Source organism: Streptomyces sp. NPDC003077 (genome assembly GCF_040611095.1).
In the GTDB taxonomy this organism is placed as follows: Bacteria; Actinomycetota; Actinomycetes; order Streptomycetales; family Streptomycetaceae; genus Streptomyces.
Genome location: NZ_JBEXNM010000073.1, coordinates 15,721 through 33,086, shown reverse-complemented (window position 1 = coordinate 33,086; position 17,366 = coordinate 15,721). Strand labels below are relative to the sequence as shown.

The window sequence follows — 17,366 nt, the reverse complement described above, 5'->3', positions numbered from 1 at the left end:
CGCCACCCCGCATACGCGCAGTTGTTCCCGAACGGCCCGATCCACCATGATGATCGCGGCAGAGAAGCCGTCGGTCACTCGATCGTGTGATGAATGCACGGTGAACGGCCGCCTACGGCCATCCGATAGCCTCTGCCGACGTGCCCCCGACCCCACGGGGCCGAGGTGTGCCGCGCCCGTCACCCGGGTAGTCCGTTCCGAATGCGGGCGACCGGACGGGCCTCACGGACGCGGCCGGCCAGCTTCCAAGGAGTGAGTTCGACTGTCGACCGCCATCCTCACCGGTCCACCGGTCGCCGGGTCGCCGCTTGAGGGGAACCTGCGCGCGCTGGGCTTCGACGTCCGCACCGCCGACGGCCCGCACGCCGCGGCCGATCTCCTGGCCGCGGTGCCCGCGGGGGAGCGGGTGGCGCTGGTCGACCCCCGGTTCGTGGGCCACCTCCACGCCCTGCGCCTGGCGCTGACCGACCCGCGGTTCGCCGCGGCGGCGGTCCCCGGCGCGCTCACCGCGCAGCCTCAGGCGCGCGCCGCGCTCGCCCGCGCCGCGACCGCCGTCCCGGCGGGCCCGTCCGCCGCCTCCACCGACGACGAGCCGCTGCCGGACGCGCTGGCCGCGGCCCTGGACGCCGGGGACGAGCCCCCGCACCGCGTCGAGCTGGGGTCGCTGGTGGCCGCCGTGCCGCTGACGCCCGCCGAGCGGGAGCGCGCCGAGGCCGCCGTCGCCGCCGTGGACGAGGAGGCCGTACGGCTGCGGTCGGCGGTCAAGTCCCGGGACGGCTTCTTCACGACCTTCTTCATCAGCCCGTACTCCCGCTACCTGGCCCGCTGGTGCGCGCGCCGCGGCCTGACCCCCAACCAGGTCACCACCGCGTCGCTGATCACCGCGCTGATCGCGGCGGGGTGCGCGGCGACCGCCACCCGCGGCGGGTTCGTCGCGGCCGGCGTGCTGCTCCTGCTGTCCTTCGTCCTGGACTGCACCGACGGCCAGCTCGCCCGGTACTCCCTCCAGTACTCCACGATGGGCGCCTGGCTGGACGCCACCTTCGACCGCGCCAAGGAGTACGCCTACTACGCGGGGCTCGCCCTGGGGGCGGCGCGCGGCGGTGACGACGTGTGGGCGCTCGCGCTGGGCGCCATGGTGCTCCAGACCTGCCGGCACGTCGTGGACTTCTCCTTCAACGAGGCGAACCACGACGCCACCGCCAACACCAGCCCCACCGCCGCCCTCTCCGACCGGCTCGACAGCGTCGGGTGGACGGTGTGGGTACGGCGCATGATCGTGCTGCCCATCGGGGAGCGCTGGGCGATGATCGCAGTCCTCACGGCCGTCACCACCCCCCGGATCGTCTACTACGCGCTGCTGATCGGCTGCGCCCTGGCCGCCTGCTACACCACCGCCGGCCGGGTGCTGCGCTCGGTGACCCGCCGGGCCCGGCGCACCGACCGGGCCGCTCAGGCGCTGGCCGACCTCGCCGACTCCGGGCCGCTCGCCCGGATCGTCGCCAAGGGCCCGGCCGCGGGCGGGGCCGTCACCGCGCCCGTCATGGCGTTCGCCGGGCTGGCCTTCCTGCTGGCCCAGCTCGCCTGGCAGCCCGCCGGGACGTGGTGGCCGGTGCTGGGCGCCGCGGTGTACGTCCTGTTCGCCGGCGCCGCGGTGGCCCGGCCGCTGAAGGGACCGCTGGACTGGCTGGTGCCGCCGCTCTTCCGCGTCGGCGAGTACGTCACGATTCTGGTACTGGCCGCGCGCTCCGGCGTGCCCGGCGCGCTGCCCGCGGCGTTCGGGCTGGTCGCCGCGGTCGCCTACCATCACTACGACACGGTGTACCGCATCCGCGGCGGCAGCGGAGCGCCCCCGCGGTGGCTGGTCCGCGCGACCGGCGGGCACGAAGGACGGACCCTGGTGGTCGCCGTCCTCGCCGCCCTGCTGCACTCGACAGGTTTCACAATCGCGCTGACGGCCCTCGCAGTGGCCCTGGCGTTGCTGGTGCTCATCGAGAGCATCCGTTTCTGGGTGTCCTCGCAAGCACCCGCCGTACACGATGAAGGAGAACCCGCATGATCGGCCTCGTGCTGGCGGCCGGCGCCGGACGGCGTCTGCGCCCCTACACCGACACCCTGCCCAAGGCACTGGTGCCGGTCGGGCCCGAAGGGGACGAGGAGGCCGTCACCGTCCTCGACCTCACCCTCGGCAACTTCGCCGAGATCGGCCTCACCGAGGTCGCGGTCATCGTGGGCTACCGCAAGGAGGCCGTGTACGCGCGCAAGGAGGCCCTGGAGCGCAAGTACGGCCTGAAGCTGACCCTCATCGACAACGACAAGGCCGAGGAGTGGAACAACGCCTACTCCCTGTGGTGCGGCCGGGACGCCCTCAAGGACGGCGTGATCCTCGCCAACGGCGACACCGTGCACCCGGTCTCCGTCGAGAAGACGCTGCTGGCCGCGCGCGGTGACGGCAAGAAGATCATCCTCGCGCTGGACACCGTCAAGAAGCTCGCCGACGAGGAGATGAAGGTCGTCGTGGACCCCGAGAAGGGCGTCCAGAAGATCACCAAGCTGATGGACCCGGAGACGGCCACCGGCGAGTACATCGGCGTCACCCTCATCGAGGGCGAGGCCGCGCAGGAGCTGGCCGACGCGCTGAAGACCACCTTCGAGCGCGACCCCGACCTCTACTACGAGGACGGCTACCAGGAGCTGGTCAACCGCGGCTTCCGTATCGACGTGGCCCCCATCGGCGAGGTCAGCTGGGTCGAGATCGACAACCACGACGACCTCGCGAAAGGCCGGGAGATCGCATGCCGGTACTGACCCGCCTCATTCCGTCCCCGGTCGTCGTCGACATCAGCGCCGGCGCCCTGGACGACCTGGCGGGCCTGCTGGCCGACCAGCGCATCTCCGCCTCGGGGAAGCTGGCCGTGGCCATCAGCGGCGGCTCCGGGGCACGGCTGCGCGAGCGGCTGTGCCCGGCGCTGCCCGGCGCCGACTGGTACGAGGTCGACGGCGGCACGCTGGACGACGCGATCAAGCTCGGCGACGCCATGAAGAAGGGGCACTACGACGCGGTCGTGGGCCTCGGCGGCGGCAAGATCATCGACTGTGCGAAGTACGCCGCGGCCCGCGTCGGGCTGCCGCTGGTCGCCGTCGCGACGAACCTGTCGCACGACGGCCTGTGCTCGCCGGTCGCCACGCTCGACAACGACGCGGGCCGCGGCTCCTACGGGGTGCCCAACCCCATCGCCGTCGTGATCGACCTGGACATCATCCGTGAGGCGCCCGTCCGGTTCGTGCGCTCCGGCATCGGCGACGCCATCTCCAACATCTCCGCCGTCGCGGACTGGGAACTCTCCCACCGCGTCACCGGCGAGGCGATCGACGGGCTGGCCGCGGCCATGGCCCGGCAGGCCGGCGAGGCCGTGCTGCGCCACCCCGGCGGCGTCGGCGACGACGGCTTCCTCCAGGTGCTGGCGGAGGGGCTGGTCCTCACCGGCATCTCCATGTCCGTCGCCGGTGACAGCCGCCCGGCCTCCGGCGCCTGCCACGAGATCAACCACGCGCTCGACATCCTCTACCCCAAGCGCTCCGCGAGCCACGGCGAGCAGTGCGGCCTGGGCGCCGCCTTCGCCACGCACCTGCGCGGCGACCGGGAGATGTGCGGGCTGATGATCGACGTGCTGCGCCGCCACGGGCTGCCCGTCACCCCGGGCGAGATCGGCTTCAGCGACGAGGAATTCGTCCAGGCCGTCGAGTACGCCCCGAACACCCGCCCCGGTCGTTACACGATCCTGGAGCACCTGGCCCTCTCCACCGACCAGATCAGGGACGCATACGCCGACTATGCACAAGCCGTCAGTAGCTGAACTCCGCCCGGTCGTCCACCCCGAAGGGGTCAAGGACCGGCGCAGCGGTGAGCACTGGGCCGGACGCCTGTACATGCGGGAGATCTCGCTGCGCTGCGACCGGTACCTGGTGAACACCAGGATCACCCCCAACCAGCTCACGTACCTGATGGTCGTCGCGGGTATCGCGGCGGGCGCGGTGCTGCTGGTCCCCGGCCTGACCGGGGCCATCCTGGGTGCCGTCCTCATCCAGGTCTACCTGCTGCTGGACTGCGTCGACGGCGAGATCGCCCGCTGGCGCAAGCAGACCTCGATCACCGGCGTCTACCTCGACCGGATCGGCCACTACCTCTCCGAGGCCGCCCTGCTGGTCGGCTTCGGCGTCCGCGGCGCGGACGCCTTCGCCGACCGCGGGCCCAACTGGATGTGGGCCTTCCTGGGCACCCTGGCCGCGCTCGGCGCCATCCTGATCAAGGCCGAGACCGACCTGGTGGACGTGGCCCGGGCGCGCAGCGGCCTGCCCGCCGTCAAGGACGAGGCGGCCACCCCGCGCTCTTCCGGCCTGGCGCTGGCCCGCAAGGCCGCCGCCGCGCTGAAGTTCCACCGGCTGGTGGGCGGCGTGGAGGCGTCGCTGGTCATCCTGGTCGTGGCGATCGCCGACCAGATCAAGGGCGACCTGTTCTTCACGCGGCTGGGCATCGCCGTCCTGGCGGGCATCGCCATCGTGCAGACGCTGCTCCACCTCGTGTCCATCCTCGCCTCCAGCAGGCTCAAGTGAGGAGGCCCGCGATGCGCGATGCCAAGAACAAGCCCGTCAAGGTCGGCGCGGTCGTGCTGACCATGGGCAACCGGCCGCAGGAGCTGCGGGCGCTGCTCGACTCGGTCGCCAAGCAGGACGGCGACCCCATCGAGGTCGTCGTGGTCGGCAACGGCTCGCCGCTGCCGCCGCTCCCCGAGGGCGTCCGCACCGTCGAGCTGCCCGAGAACGTCGGCATCCCGGCGGGCCGCAACGTCGGCATCGAGGCGTTCGGGCCGGGCGGCTCCGAGATGGACATCCTGCTGTTCCTCGACGACGACGGGCTGCTGGACCGCACGGACACCGCCGAGCTGTGCCGCGAGGCCTTCGCCCGCGACAAGAGGCTCGGCATCGTCAGCTTCCGGATCGCCGATCCGGACACCGGGCAGACCCAGCGGCGGCACGTCCCGCGGCTGCGCGCCTCCGACCCGATGCGGTCCTCGCGCGTGACCACCTTCCTCGGCGGCGCCAACGCGGTGCGCACCAAGGTCTTCCAGGAGGTCGGCGGACTGCCCGACGACTTCTTCTACGCGCACGAGGAGACCGACCTGGCCTGGCGCGCGCTGGACGCCGGGTGGCTGATCGACTACCGCGCGGACATGGTGCTGCTGCACCCCGCCACCGCGCCCAGCCGGCACGCGGTCTACCACCGCATGGTGGCCCGCAACCGCGTCTGGCTGGCCAGGCGAAACCTTCCGGCCCTTCTGGTCCCGGTCTACCTCGGCGTCTGGCTCCTGCTCACCCTGGCCCGCCGTCCCTCCGGCCCCGCGCTGCGGGCCTGGCTGGGCGGTTTCAAGGAGGGCTGGACCGCCCCCTGCGGCCCCAGGCGCCCCATGAAGTGGCGTACGGTTTGGCGACTGACCCGACTGGGCCGCCCTCCCGTCATCTGACAAGCTCGTATCTGAGAGCATCAGGCGCGATCCGGGGCGTGGCCCCGGCAGCGCACCTTGAGGACGAAAGTGTCAACTGTGAGCGAGACAACGCACGACAGTGCGGTCGCCATGAGTGCCCCGGCATCAGCCGACGACGGGCTGACCCCGGCCCAGCTTGCCCATAAGTACGGGCTGTCGGTGAGCGGGGCGCGGCCCAGCCTGCCCGAGTACGTCCGGCAACTGTGGGACCGGCGGCACTTCATCTCGGCTTTTTCCAGCGCCAAGCTGACGGCCCAGTACAGCCAGGCGAAGCTGGGCCAGGTATGGCAGGTGGTGACGCCGCTGCTCAACGCGCTCGTCTACTACCTGATCTTCGGTCTCCTGATCGGCACCCGCAACGGGGTCCCCGACTTCGTGCCGTTCCTGGTGACCGGTGTCTTCATCTTCACCTTCACCCAGAGTTCGGTGATGGCGGGGACGCGGGCGATCTCCGGCAACCTCGGGCTGGTCCGGGCGCTGCACTTCCCCCGGGCCTCGCTGCCCATCTCCTTCTGCCTGATGCAGCTCAAGCAGCTCATGTTCTCCATGGGCGTGCTGGTCGTCATCCTGCTGGCCTTCCGGCAGGTGCCCGGCTGGTCCTGGCTGCTGGCGATCCCGGCGCTGGTGCTCCAGTTCGTGTTCAACACCGGCCTGGCGATGATCATGGCCCGGCTGGGCAGCAAGACGCCCGACCTGGCGCAGCTCATGCCGTTCATCATGCGGACCTGGATGTACGCGTCCGGTGTGATGTTCAGCATCGACAAGATCACCGCGGGCAAGGACATCCCCGGGTTCGTCATGGTCCTCCTGGACGGCAACCCGGCCGCCGTCTACATCGACCTGATGCGCTTCGCGCTGATCGACAGCTTCACGTCCGGTCAGCTGCCGCCGCACATCTGGGCGCTGGCCGTCGGCTGGGCGGTCGTCATCGGCGCGGCCGGCTTCGTGTACTTCTGGAAGGCTGAGGAGCGGTACGGACGTGGCTGAGCACAACGCCGAGCAGAACGGCGCCGGGCAGGCGACGGCGGAGCCGCGGGTGCCCACCGTCGTCGCCGACGACCTGCACATCGTCTACCGGGTGTACGGCGCCGGCGCGGGCAAGGGCGGCGCCACCGCCGCGCTGAGCCGCATCATCCGCCGCAAGCCGTCGGCGGGCGTCCGCGAGGTGCACGCGGTGCGCGGAGTGACCTTCACCGCCTACCGCGGGGAGTCGATCGGCCTCATCGGTTCGAACGGCTCGGGGAAGTCGACCCTGCTCAAGGCGGTCGCCGGGCTGCTGCCCGCCGAGCGCGGCAAGGTCTACACGCACGGCCAGCCCTCGCTGCTGGGCGTCAACGCCGCCCTGATGAACGACCTGACGGGCGAGCGCAACGTGATCCTGGGCGGCCTGGCGATGGGCATGTCGCGGGAGCAGATCCGCGAGCGCTACCAGGAGATCGTCGACTTCTCGGGCATCAACGAGAAGGGCGACTTCATCTCGCTGCCGATGCGCACGTACTCCTCCGGCATGGCGGCCCGGCTGCGGTTCTCCATCGCCGCGGCCAAGGACCACGACGTGCTCATGATCGACGAGGCGCTGGCCACCGGTGACCGGGCCTTCCAGAAGCGGTCCGAAGCGCGCATCCGCGAGCTGCGCAAGGAAGCGGGCACGGTCTTCCTCGTCAGCCACAACAACAAGTCGATCAGGGACACCTGCAACCGCGTCCTGTGGCTGGAGAAGGGCGAGCTGCTGATGGACGGCCCGACCGACGAAGTGATCAAGGCGTACGAGAAGGAAACGGGCAAGTAGCCCGCTTCCCTCCCCGTCCCGAGGCCCCCGCGTGAGCGCTGCGCGGGGGCCTCGGGCGTTCCCGCGAGAGCGCCGCGTGGGGCTTCATGTGTGCGCGTGTGAGCGGTGATCGTTAAAAGATGGTCAACTCGATCCCGACTTGGAACAGTTATGTCGTGATGGATGTTGACCGGATCGTTGCTTCACGGTTCGGCACCCCCTCGGTCGCGGGTGAGATGTACGGCGTAAGCTGTACGGGTACTGAACAGCACAAGTGGCACAAGTCGGGCAAAATTCGCCTTCAGTCGAGGTGAGAGGCCCGGACGGTCGGGACGCGACCTGCGGCGTGTCCGGAATGGGATGTTTTGGCTCGGCGGTGTAGAACGGGAGACGTGACGGCAATGGCTACTGGATCGCTCCGGCTCCGAAACGTGCCGGGCAGCCTCCGGTGAGCCGAGAAACGGGACCGGCGCGTGCCGCTTTCCGCCACACGGCGGGTGACGGCCGACCGGTCATGCGTTCGAGCGCCGTCGACCGCGTCGCCCAGTCGCGCACCGTGCTGGACAAGGCCGCCCACGAAAACTTCCCGGTGGCGCCGTTCTTCGTCCCCCGGGCCTGGCGGACCGACCTCATGGCGGTCTACGGCTTCGCCCGGCTGGTGGACGACATCGGCGACGGCGACCTCGCGCCCGGCGGCGGCGACGCGGTGCTCCTGGGGCTGGACCGCGCCCAGGCGGACGACCGCCTCGCCCTGCTGGACGCGCTGGAAGCCGACCTCCACCGGGTCTTCAGCGACCGGGCCCCCGGACCGCGCCACCCGCTGATGCGCCGGCTCGGCCCGACCGTGCGCCGCTGCGGCCTGAGCCCCGAGCCCTTCCTCGGACTGATCGCGGCCAACCGGCAGGACCAGCACGTACGGCGGTACGCCACCTACGAGGACCTGGCCGCCTACTGCGAACTGTCCGCCAACCCGGTCGGCCGGCTCGTCCTGGGCATCACCGGCACCGCGAGCCCCGAGCGCATCCGGCACTCCGACGCCGTCTGCACCGGGCTCCAGATCGTCGAGCACATCCAGGACGTGGCCGAGGACCTTGGCCGGGACCGTGTCTACCTTCCCGGCGAAGACCTGAAACACTTCGGTGTCAGCGAGTCCGACCTGGCCGCACCCAGCGGGGGCGCATCGGTGCGCGCGCTGATCGCGCACGAGGCGGAACGCGCCCGCGCGCTGCTGAATGAGGGCACCCCCCTGGTGGGTAGCGTCCACGGCAGGCTCAAACTGCTGCTCGCCGGCTTCGTGGCCGGTGGACGCGCCGCACTTCAGGCGGTCGCTGCCGCTGATCACGACGTACTCCCTGGCCCGCCCAAACCGACCAAGCTCAGCCTGCTGCGCGAGGTAAGGGCGACACTGCGAAGAGAGGGGTGAGTCGGACCGTGGAGGCAATCGCACACGCGTCCGCGCCGGTACTCGCTGCGTACCGATACTGCGAGGCCGTGACCGGGCAGCAGGCCCGCAACTTCGCCTACGGCATCCGGCTGTTGCCGACCGGGAAACGGCAGGCCATGTCGGCGCTCTACGCCTTCTCGCGGCGGGTCGACGACATCGGCGACGGACCGTTGGACCCGGCCGCCAAGGAGCAGCGCCTGGAGGACACCCGCGCCCTGCTCGGCCGCATCCGCGACGGCGAGATCGCCGAGGACGACACCGACCCGGTGGCGGTCGCGCTCGCCGACACCGCGCGCCGCTTCCCCCTCCCGCTCGGCGGCCTCGACGAGCTCATCGACGGCGTCCTGATGGACGTCAGAGGCCGCACCTACGAGACCTGGGACGACCTGGAGACCTACTGCCGCTGCGTGGCCGGGGCCATCGGCCGCCTCTCGCTCGGCATCTTCGGCACGGTGCCCGGCGCGCCGGACACCGAGCGCGCCGCCGAGTACGCCGACACCCTCGGGCTCGCCCTGCAACTGACCAACATCCTGCGGGACGTTCGCGAGGACGCGGCCAACGGCCGCACCTACCTGCCCTCCGACGACCTGGCCAAGTTCGGCTGCTCGGCCGGTTTCCACGGCCCGGTGCCGCCGCCCGGCGCGGACTTCACCGGCCTGGTGCACTTCGAAGTGCGCCGCGCCCGCGCCCTGTTCGCCGAGGGTTTCAAGCTGCTGCCCATGCTCGACCGCCGCAGCGGCGCCTGCGTCGCGGCGATGGCCGGCATCTACCACCGCCTGCTCGGCCGCATCGCCGCCGACCCCGAGGCCGTGCTGCGCGGCCGGGTCTCGCTGCCCGGCCGGGAGAAGGCGTTCGTCGCCGTCCGCGGCCTGTCCGGACTGGACGCGCGGGCGGCCGGCCGCCGCCGCGGGCCACGCCCCGCCGCCAGGAGGCGCGGCTGATGCGGAGGAACGGAACCGACGACCCCCACTCAAAGCGGCGGGCAACCTTCCACGGGCGGCGTGCGTCCCTGACGGCAGTCATCAGGGAGGGCGCATGACAACCGAGAGAGTGCGGCCCGACCGGCACGGTGCACAGGAAGCAGGCCGTCCCCCGGGGGCGGCTGCGGTGGTCATTGGGGGCGGTCTGGCCGGAGTGACCGCCGCGCTGGCGCTGGCCGACGCCGGCGCCCGGGTCACCCTCGTCGAGGCCCGGCCCCGGCTGGGCGGCCTGGTCTTCTCCTTCCGCAGGCGCAGCCCGGTGGGCGAGCTGACCGTCGACAACGGACAGCACGTCTACCTGCGCTGCTGCACCGCCTACGACTGGTTCCTGGACCGGCTGGGCGCCCGCCACCTGGTGCCGCTCCAGGACCGCATGGACGTGCCCGTCCTGGACGCCGACCGGATGCGGCTGGGGCGGCTGCGGCGCACCGCGCTGCCCGTGCCGCTGCACCTGGCCAAGAGCCTGGCGCTGTACCCGCACCTGTCCCTCGCCGAGCGCGCGGCCGTGGGGCGCGCCGCGCTCGCGCTCAAGGGCCTGGACCCGGACGACCCGGCGCTGGACCGCGCGGACTTCGCCGGCTGGCTGCGCCGGCACGGCCAGTCCGACCGCGCCGTCGAGGCGCTGTGGGACCTGGTCGGCGTCGCCACGCTGAACGCCCGCGCCGGTGACGCCTCGCTCGGGCTGGCGGCCAAGGTCTTCAAGACCGGGCTGCTCTCCGACCCGGGCGCCGCCGACATCGGCTGGGCCCACGTGCCGCTCGGCGAGGTGCACGACACCCGCGCCCGTGCCGCCCTGGAACGGGCCGGCGTCCGCGTCGCGCTGCGCGCCCGCGCCGCCGCCGTCTCCCGTACGGACGAAGGCGGTTGGCGGGTCGCGGTGGAGAGCGGGCCGGACGGGCGGGAGCAACTGGACGCGGACGCCGTGGTGCTGGCCGTCCCGCAGCGCGAGACGCACGCGCTGCTGCCGGACGGTTCCCTCGCCGACCCCGGACGGCTGCTGGACATCGGCACCGCGCCCATCCTCAACGTCCATGTCGTCTACGACCGCAAGGTGCTGCGCCGGCCGTTCTTCGCCGCGGTCGGCTCGCCCGTGCAGTTCGTCTTCGACCGCACCGACGCCTCCGGCCTGACCGGCCCCGGCCAGTACCTGGCGGTGTCGCAGTCCGCGGCACAGGAGGAGATCGACCTGCCGGTGGCCGAGCTGCGCGCGCGTTACCTGCCCGAGCTGGAGCGGCTGCTGCCGGCCGCCCGCGGCGCCGGCGTTCGCGACTTCTTCGTCACCCGCGAACGCACCGCCACGTTCGCGCCCACCCCGGGCGTCGGCGCCCTGCGCCCCGCCGCCCGCACCCAGAACCCCGGCCTCTACCTGGCCGGCGCGTGGACCGCCACCGGGTGGCCCGCGACCATGGAGAGCGCTGTGCGCAGCGGCCTGGCAGCCGCGCGCGAGGCACTCGTCGAACTCGGCCACCCCGCGGGCCACTTGCCCAAGGAGACGGCATGACCACGAGTACGCGCACTCGCACGAGCACGAGCATCGGAAACAGAGGAGAAACCGTGCACCCGGCTTCCCCAGCTATCGACACCGAGAGCGTCACCGCGCTGCTGGAGCGCGGGCGCTCGCTCGCCACTCCCGTGCTGCGTGCCGCCGTCGACCGGCTGGCGCCCCCCATGGACACCGTCGCCGCCTACCACTTCGGCTGGATCGACGCCCAGGGCCGCCCCGCCGCGGGCGACGGCGGCAAGGCCGTCCGCCCGGCGCTGGCGCTCCTGTCCGCGCAGGCCGCCGGGCAGCCCCCGGAGGCGGGCGTCCCCGGCGCGGTCGCCGTCGAGCTGGTGCACAACTTCTCGCTGCTGCACGACGACCTGATGGACGGGGACGAGCAGCGCCGGCACCGCGACACCGTCTGGAAGGTGCACGGCCCCGCGCAGGCCATCCTCGTCGGGGACGCGCTCTTCGCACTCGCCGGCGAAATACTGCTGGAGCTGGGCACCGCGGAAGCCGGCCGGGCCACCCGCCGGCTCACCGTCGCCACCCGCAAGCTGATCGACGGCCAGGCGCAGGACATCTCCTACGAGCACCGCGAGCGGGTCACCGTCCAGGAGTGCCTGGAGATGGAGGGCAACAAGACCGGCGCCCTGCTGGCCTGCGCGGCCTCCATCGGCGCCGTGCTCGGCGGCGCGGACGACCGCACCGCCGACGTCCTGGAGCGGTACGGCCACCACCTCGGCCTCGCCTTCCAGGCGGTGGACGACGTGCTCGGCATCTGGGGCGACCCGCAGTCCACCGGCAAGCAGACCTGGAGCGACCTGCGCCAGCGCAAGAAGTCGCTGCCGGTCGTCGCCGCGCTGGCCGCCTCCGGCCCGGCGTCCGAACGGCTCGCCCGCATCCTGGCCGACGACGCGAAGAAGAGCCAGGACGAGTTCGCCGACTTCACCGAGGAGGACTTCGCCTTCCGCGCGGCCCTCATCGAGGAGGCGGGCGGCCGGGAGTGGACCTCCCAGGAGGCCCGCCGCCAGCACGCCACCGCCGTCGCCGCCCTCGACGAGGTGGACATGCCCGAACCGGTCCGCGCGCAATTCGTCGCGCTCGCGGACTTCGTCGTCGTCAGAGAGAGATGATCCGTATCGAGTCGACCTAGCTCGCAGTCGCCGGCCGGTGCCTCCCGGGTACCGGCCGACGGAGACCCCGTGCACGCTTCACAGTTCACTGCAGAAGGGGAAGCCATGACAGCGACGACCGACGGAAGCACCGAGGCGCTGCCGCCCCGTGCCCCTTCGGCCAGCGATGCCACCGCTGAGACAACCGCATCGAGCCCGTCCGTGCCGCAGGACACGGACGCCGCCGCGCGCCGCGCCACCGAGCGCGCCACCGATTTCCTGCTCTCCCTCCAGGACGACGCCGGATGGTGGAAGGGCGACCTGGAGACCAACGTCACCATGGACGCCGAGGACCTCCTGCTGCGCCAGTTCCTGGGCATCCAGGACCCGCGCACCACCGAGGCCGCCGCCCGCCACATCCGCGGCGAGCAGCGCGCGGACGGCACCTGGGCGACCTTCTACGGCGGCCCCGGCGAGCTCTCCGCCACCGTCGAGGCGTACATCGCCCTCCGGCTCGCCGGTGACGCGCCGGACGCCCCCCACATGGCCGCGGCCTCCGCGTGGGTCCGCGAGCAGGGCGGCATCGCCGCCGCCCGGGTCTTCACCCGCATCTGGCTGGCCCTGTTCGGCTGGTGGAAGTGGGAGGACCTGCCCGAGATGCCGCCGGAGCTGATCTTCTTCCCGAAGTGGTTCCCGCTCGGCGTCTACTCCTTCGCGAGCTGGGCGCGGCAGACCATAGTGCCGCTGACCATCGTCGGCGCCAAGCGCCCGGTCCGCCCCGCGCCGTTCGCCGTGGACGAGCTGCACGCCGACCCGGCGCACCCGAACCCGCCGCGCCCCCTCGCCCCCGCCACCACCTGGGACGGCGTCTTCCAGCGCCTGGACAAGGTGCTGCACCACTACCGCAAGGTCGCGGTGCCCGGCCTGCGCCGCGCGGCGATCCGCGCCGCCGAGCGCTGGATCGTCCAGCGCCAGGAGAACGACGGCTGCTTCGGCGGCATCCAGCCCCCGGCCGTCTACTCGATCATCGCCCTGCACCTGCTCGGGTACGACCTCAAGCACCCCGTGCTGCGCGCCGGTCTGGAGTCGCTGGACCGCTTCGCCGTATGGCGCGAGGAGAGCCCGGGGGGCGCCCCCGTCCGCATGGTCGAGGCGTGCCAGTCCCCGGTCTGGGACACCTGCCTGGCCACCATCGCCCTCGCCGACGCCGGGCTGCCCACCGACCACCCGAAGCTGGTCAAGGCGGCCGACTGGATGCTGGCCGAGGAGGTCACCAAGCCCGGCGACTGGGCCGTCCGCAGGCCCGGGCTCGCCCCCGGCGGGTGGGCGTTCGAGTTCGAGAACGACAACTACCCGGACATCGACGACACCGCCGAGGTCGTTCTCGCGCTGCGCCGCGTCGAACACCCCGACCCGGACCGCGTCGACGCCGTCGTGCGGCGCGCGGCCCGCTGGACCGCCGGAATGCAGTCCAAGAACGGCGCCTGGGGCGCCTTCGACGCCGACAACACCAGCCCGTTCCCCAACCGGCTGCCCTTCTGCGACTTCGGCGAGGTCATCGACCCGCCGTCGGCCGACGTCACCGCGCACGTCGTGGAGATGCTCGCCGACCTCGGCCTCGCGCACCACCCGCGGACCCGCCGCGGCATCGCGTGGCTGCTGGCCGAGCAGGAGGCGGACGGTTCGTGGTTCGGGCGCTGGGGCACGAATTACGTCTACGGCACCGGTTCCGTGCTGCCCGCGCTGGCCGCGGCCGGCATCCCCGGCTCGCACGCCGCCGTGCGCCGGGCGGTCGGCTGGCTGGAGCGCGTCCAGAACGAGGACGGCGGCTGGGGCGAGGACCAGCGCTCCTACAAGGACCGCCGGTGGCACGCCCGCGGCGCCTCCACCCCCTCGCAGACCGCGTGGGCCCTGATGGGGCTGCTCGCCGCGGGTGAGCGGAACGGCGAGGCGGTCCGGCGCGGGGTGCGCTGGCTGGTGGAGAACCAGCTCCCGGACGGGTCGTGGGACGAGCCGTACTTCACCGGGACCGGCTTCCCGTGGGACTTCTCCATCAACTACCACCTGTACCGCCAGGTCTTCCCGCTGACGGCCCTGGGCCGCTTCGTCAACGGAGGCCCACCGGACGCCCCCGCGAGGGCCTGATGGCCCGCCCGCACGACGACGTCCCGGCCGTCCGCGCGCCCGCGCCGGACGGCGGGCCGCCGCTGCTGGTCGCCTGCGCGCTGGGCGTCGAGCGGTTCGCGCTGCGCGGACCCGGCCGCTTCGGCGCGCTGCTGCTGCGCACCGGCATGGGCCCGTACGCCGCCGACCGCGCCGTCACCGCGGCGCTGGCGGCCGGCGCCCCGGCCGAGCACGCCGCGGTCCTCGCCACCGGCTTCTGCGCGGGCCTCGTCCCCGGGATGCGCCCCGGGGACGTCGTGGTCGCCGAGGCCACCCGCGACCACCGGCCGGACGCGCCGGAGGTGGCCTGCCGGGACAACGCGCCGCTGCTGGACGCGCTGCGCCGGCGCGGCCTGACCGTGCACACCGGGCTGCTGCGCGGCAGCGACCACGTCGTGCGCGGCGCCGAGCGGGCCGCGCTGCGCCGGACCGGCGCGGTGGCGGTGGACATGGAGTCCGCCGCGACGCTGCGCGCGGCCACGCGGGACGGCGACCGCCCGGTCGCGGCCGTACGGGTGATCGTGGACGCTCCCCGGCACGAGCTCCTCCGTCTCGGGACGGTGCGCGGTGGAATATCGGCTTTTCGGGTGTTGCGCTCCGTCCTACCTGTCTTTTTCGAATGGCACCGTTCTTTGTCGCTCCCCAGGAGGTGAGCCAGATGGCCATGCCGCTCCGTCAGACCATCCGGGTCGGTACGTATCTCTTTGAACAGAAAATGCTCCGCAAGCGCGAGAAGTTCCCGCTCATCGTCGAACTGGAGCCGCTTTTCGCCTGCAATCTCAAATGCGAAGGATGCGGCAAGATCCAGCATCCGGCCGGCGTGCTCAAGCAGCGGATGCCGGTGGCGCAGGCGGTCGGCGCGGTGCTGGAATCCGGCGCGCCGATGGTCTCCATCGCAGGCGGCGAACCCCTGATGCACCCACAGATCGACGAGATCGTGCGGCAGCTCGTGGCGAAGCGGAAGTACGTCTTCCTGTGCACCAACGCCATGCTGCTCCGCAAGAAGATGGACAAGTTCAAGCCCTCGCCGTATTTCGCCTTCGCGGTGCACATCGACGGGATGCGCGAGCGCCACGACGAGTCGGTCGCCAAGGAAGGCGTCTTCGACGAGGCGGTGGAGGCCATCAAGGAGGCCAAGCGGCGCGGCTTCCGGGTCACCACCAACTCCACCTTCTTCAACACCGACACCCCGCAGACCATCATCGAGGTCCTGAATTTCCTCAACGACGACCTCAAGGTCGACGAGATGATGCTCTCGCCCGCCTACGCCTACGAGAAGGCCCCCGACCAGGAGCACTTCCTGGGCGTCGAGCAGACCAGGGAGCTGTTCCGCAAGGCGTTCGCCGGCGGCAACCGCCGACGCTGGCGGCTCAACCACAGCCCGCTGTTCCTGGACTTCCTGGAGGGCAAGGCGGACTTCCCCTGCACGGCCTGGGCGATCCCCAACTACTCGCTCTTCGGCTGGCAGCGCCCCTGCTACCTGATGAGCGACGGCTACGTCCCGACCTACCGGGAGCTGATCGAGGAGACCGACTGGGAGAAGTACGGCCGCGGCAAGGACCCGCGCTGCGCCAACTGCATGGCGCACTGCGGCTACGAGCCCACCGCCGTCCTCGCCACGATGGGCTCCCTCAAGGAGTCGCTGCGCGCCGCCCGCGAGACCGTCGCCGGAAACCGCGGGTGACGCCATGACCAGTGGCGAACCTGTCGCGCTGGGTCTCCCCGACGTCCCGGCCCGGCCCCTGGCCGAGCGGCGCGCCTCGCGCGCCATCCAGGTCGGGCCGGTGACGGTCGGTGGGGGTGCGCCGGTGTCGGTGCAGTCGATGACGACGACGCGGACGTCGGACATCGGGGCGACGTTGCAGCAGATCGCGGAGCTGACGGCGTCGGGCTGCCAGATCGTGCGGGTGGCCTGCCCGACGCAGGATGACGCGGACGCGCTGCCGGTGATCGCGCGGAAGTCGCAGATTCCGGTGATCGCGGACATTCACTTCCAGCCGAAGTACGTGTTCGCGGCGATCGACGCGGGGTGTGCGGCGGTGCGGGTGAATCCGGGGAACATCAAGCAGTTCGACGACAAGGTCAAGGAGATCGCCAAGGCGGCGTCGGCGGCGGGGGTGCCGATCCGGATCGGGGTGAACGCCGGGTCGCTGGATCGGCGGCTGCTGGCGAAGTACGGGAAGGCCACCCCGGAGGCGCTGGTGGAGTCGGCGCTGTGGGAGTGCTCGCTGTTCGAGGAGCACGGTTTCCGGGACATCAAGATCTCGGTGAAGCACAACGACCCGGTGGTGATGGTCAACGCCTACCGGCTGCTGGCGCAGCGCTGCGACTATCCGCTGCATTTGGGGGTGACGGAGGCGGGTCCGGCGTTCCAGGGGACGATCAAGTCGGCGGTGGCGTTCGGGGCGCTGCTGAGCGAGGGGATCGGGGACACGATCCGGGTCTCGTTGTCGGCGCCGCCGGCGGAGGAGGTCAAGGTCGGCATCCAGATCCTGGAGTCGCTGAACCTGCGGCAGAGGCGGTTGGAGATCGTTTCGTGTCCGTCGTGCGGGCGGGCGCAGGTGGATGTGTACAAGCTGGCGGATCAGGTGACGGCGGGTCTGGAGGGCATGGAGGTGCCGCTGCGGGTCGCCGTGATGGGGTGTGTGGTCAATGGTCCCGGTGAGGCGCGTGAGGCGGATCTGGGCGTGGCCTCGGGCAATGGCAAGGGGCAGATCTTCGTGAAGGGCGAGGTGATCAAGACCGTTCCGGAGTCGAAGATCGTCGAGACGCTCATCGAGGAAGCGATGAAGATCGCTGACGGGATGGCAGCCGAGGGTGCCGCGTCCGGCACCCCGAGCGTCACCGTCGGCTGAAGAGGTGGAGGGGTC

Annotated in this window: 15 protein-coding genes; all 15 read left to right on the top strand. The window is 71.9% G+C overall.

Features of this window, described 5'->3' with window-relative positions; all coding sequences use genetic code 11:
* Positions 1-262 precede the first annotated feature (262 nt).
* Positions 263-2,059 (top strand): DUF5941 domain-containing protein, encoded by a 1,797-nt coding sequence (locus tag ABZX96_RS32220; protein ID WP_355551246.1) that lies wholly within the window; start codon positions 263-265, stop codon positions 2,057-2,059.
* Positions 2,056-2,808 carry a phosphocholine cytidylyltransferase family protein gene (locus tag ABZX96_RS32215; RefSeq protein WP_355551227.1) on the top strand — a complete coding sequence of 251 codons (753 nt, stop codon included), beginning with the start codon at positions 2,056-2,058 and terminating at the stop codon, positions 2,806-2,808. Before ABZX96_RS32220 ends, ABZX96_RS32215 begins: the two co-directional genes overlap by 4 nt.
* On the top strand, positions 2,796-3,857 hold the full coding sequence (locus tag ABZX96_RS32210) for an iron-containing alcohol dehydrogenase family protein (RefSeq protein ID WP_355551225.1): 1,062 nt from the start codon (positions 2,796-2,798) through the stop codon (positions 3,855-3,857). The genes ABZX96_RS32215 and ABZX96_RS32210 overlap by 13 nt, the downstream gene beginning before the upstream one ends.
* On the top strand, positions 3,835-4,614 hold the full coding sequence (locus ABZX96_RS32205; protein WP_355551223.1) for a CDP-alcohol phosphatidyltransferase family protein: 780 nt from the start codon (positions 3,835-3,837) through the stop codon (positions 4,612-4,614). The genes ABZX96_RS32210 and ABZX96_RS32205 overlap by 23 nt, the downstream gene beginning before the upstream one ends.
* A gap of 11 nt (positions 4,615-4,625) precedes the next feature.
* The gene (locus ABZX96_RS32200; RefSeq protein ID WP_355551221.1) at positions 4,626-5,522 is read left to right on the top strand and encodes a glycosyltransferase; all 897 of its coding nucleotides are present in this window, start codon (positions 4,626-4,628) and stop codon (positions 5,520-5,522) included.
* Positions 5,523-5,600: 78 nt separating this feature from the next.
* Positions 5,601-6,530, top strand: coding sequence for an ABC transporter permease (locus ABZX96_RS32195; RefSeq protein ID WP_355551220.1), 930 nt, complete (start codon positions 5,601-5,603; stop codon positions 6,528-6,530).
* Positions 6,523-7,332 carry an ABC transporter ATP-binding protein gene (locus ABZX96_RS32190; RefSeq protein WP_355551218.1) on the top strand — a complete coding sequence of 270 codons (810 nt, stop codon included), beginning with the start codon at positions 6,523-6,525 and terminating at the stop codon, positions 7,330-7,332. Before ABZX96_RS32195 ends, ABZX96_RS32190 begins: the two co-directional genes overlap by 8 nt.
* Before the next feature lie 535 nt (positions 7,333-7,867).
* Positions 7,868-8,734: a squalene synthase HpnC gene (hpnC, locus tag ABZX96_RS32185; protein WP_355551244.1), complete on the top strand. Its 867-nt coding sequence runs from the start codon at positions 7,868-7,870 to the stop codon at positions 8,732-8,734.
* Positions 8,731-9,696 (top strand): presqualene diphosphate synthase HpnD, encoded by a 966-nt coding sequence (hpnD, locus tag ABZX96_RS32180; RefSeq protein ID WP_355551216.1) that lies wholly within the window; start codon positions 8,731-8,733, stop codon positions 9,694-9,696. Before hpnC ends, hpnD begins: the two co-directional genes overlap by 4 nt.
* A 94-nt stretch (positions 9,697-9,790) precedes the next feature.
* Complete coding sequence (gene hpnE / locus ABZX96_RS32175; protein ID WP_355551214.1) at positions 9,791-11,236, top strand: hydroxysqualene dehydroxylase HpnE; 1,446 nt, start codon at positions 9,791-9,793, stop codon at positions 11,234-11,236.
* Positions 11,233-12,354: a polyprenyl synthetase family protein gene (locus ABZX96_RS32170; protein WP_355551212.1), complete on the top strand. Its 1,122-nt coding sequence runs from the start codon at positions 11,233-11,235 to the stop codon at positions 12,352-12,354. The genes hpnE and ABZX96_RS32170 overlap by 4 nt, the downstream gene beginning before the upstream one ends.
* A 105-nt stretch (positions 12,355-12,459) precedes the next feature.
* Complete coding sequence (shc, locus tag ABZX96_RS32165; protein ID WP_355551210.1) at positions 12,460-14,478, top strand: squalene--hopene cyclase; 2,019 nt, start codon at positions 12,460-12,462, stop codon at positions 14,476-14,478.
* Positions 14,478-15,149 carry a 1-hydroxy-2-methyl-2-butenyl 4-diphosphate reductase gene (locus tag ABZX96_RS32160; RefSeq protein WP_355551208.1) on the top strand — a complete coding sequence of 224 codons (672 nt, stop codon included), beginning with the start codon at positions 14,478-14,480 and terminating at the stop codon, positions 15,147-15,149. Before shc ends, ABZX96_RS32160 begins: the two co-directional genes overlap by 1 nt.
* Positions 15,150-15,154: 5 nt before the next feature.
* Entirely contained in the window at positions 15,155-16,180 is a 1,026-nt protein-coding gene (hpnH, locus tag ABZX96_RS32155; RefSeq protein WP_355551206.1) for an adenosyl-hopene transferase HpnH, read from the top strand.
* A gap of 4 nt (positions 16,181-16,184) precedes the next feature.
* Entirely contained in the window at positions 16,185-17,351 is a 1,167-nt protein-coding gene (gene ispG / locus ABZX96_RS32150; RefSeq protein WP_355551204.1) for a flavodoxin-dependent (E)-4-hydroxy-3-methylbut-2-enyl-diphosphate synthase, read from the top strand.
* Positions 17,352-17,366: the final 15 nt, after the last annotated feature.

Coding starts and splice junctions, on each gene's coding strand:
- ABZX96_RS32215 (WP_355551227.1), top strand. CDS start 2,056: ATGATCGGCCTCGTGCTGGCGGCCGGCGCCGGACGGCGTCTGCGCCCC.
- ABZX96_RS32210 (WP_355551225.1), top strand. CDS start 2,796: ATGCCGGTACTGACCCGCCTCATTCCGTCCCCGGTCGTCGTCGACATC.
- ABZX96_RS32205 (WP_355551223.1), top strand. CDS start 3,835: ATGCACAAGCCGTCAGTAGCTGAACTCCGCCCGGTCGTCCACCCCGAA.
- ABZX96_RS32200 (WP_355551221.1), top strand. CDS start 4,626: ATGCGCGATGCCAAGAACAAGCCCGTCAAGGTCGGCGCGGTCGTGCTG.
- hpnE (WP_355551214.1), top strand. CDS start 9,791: ATGACAACCGAGAGAGTGCGGCCCGACCGGCACGGTGCACAGGAAGCA.
- ABZX96_RS32170 (WP_355551212.1), top strand. CDS start 11,233: ATGACCACGAGTACGCGCACTCGCACGAGCACGAGCATCGGAAACAGA.
- shc (WP_355551210.1), top strand. CDS start 12,460: ATGACAGCGACGACCGACGGAAGCACCGAGGCGCTGCCGCCCCGTGCC.
- ABZX96_RS32160 (WP_355551208.1), top strand. CDS start 14,478: ATGGCCCGCCCGCACGACGACGTCCCGGCCGTCCGCGCGCCCGCGCCG.
- hpnH (WP_355551206.1), top strand. CDS start 15,155: ATGGCCATGCCGCTCCGTCAGACCATCCGGGTCGGTACGTATCTCTTT.
- ispG (WP_355551204.1), top strand. CDS start 16,185: ATGACCAGTGGCGAACCTGTCGCGCTGGGTCTCCCCGACGTCCCGGCC.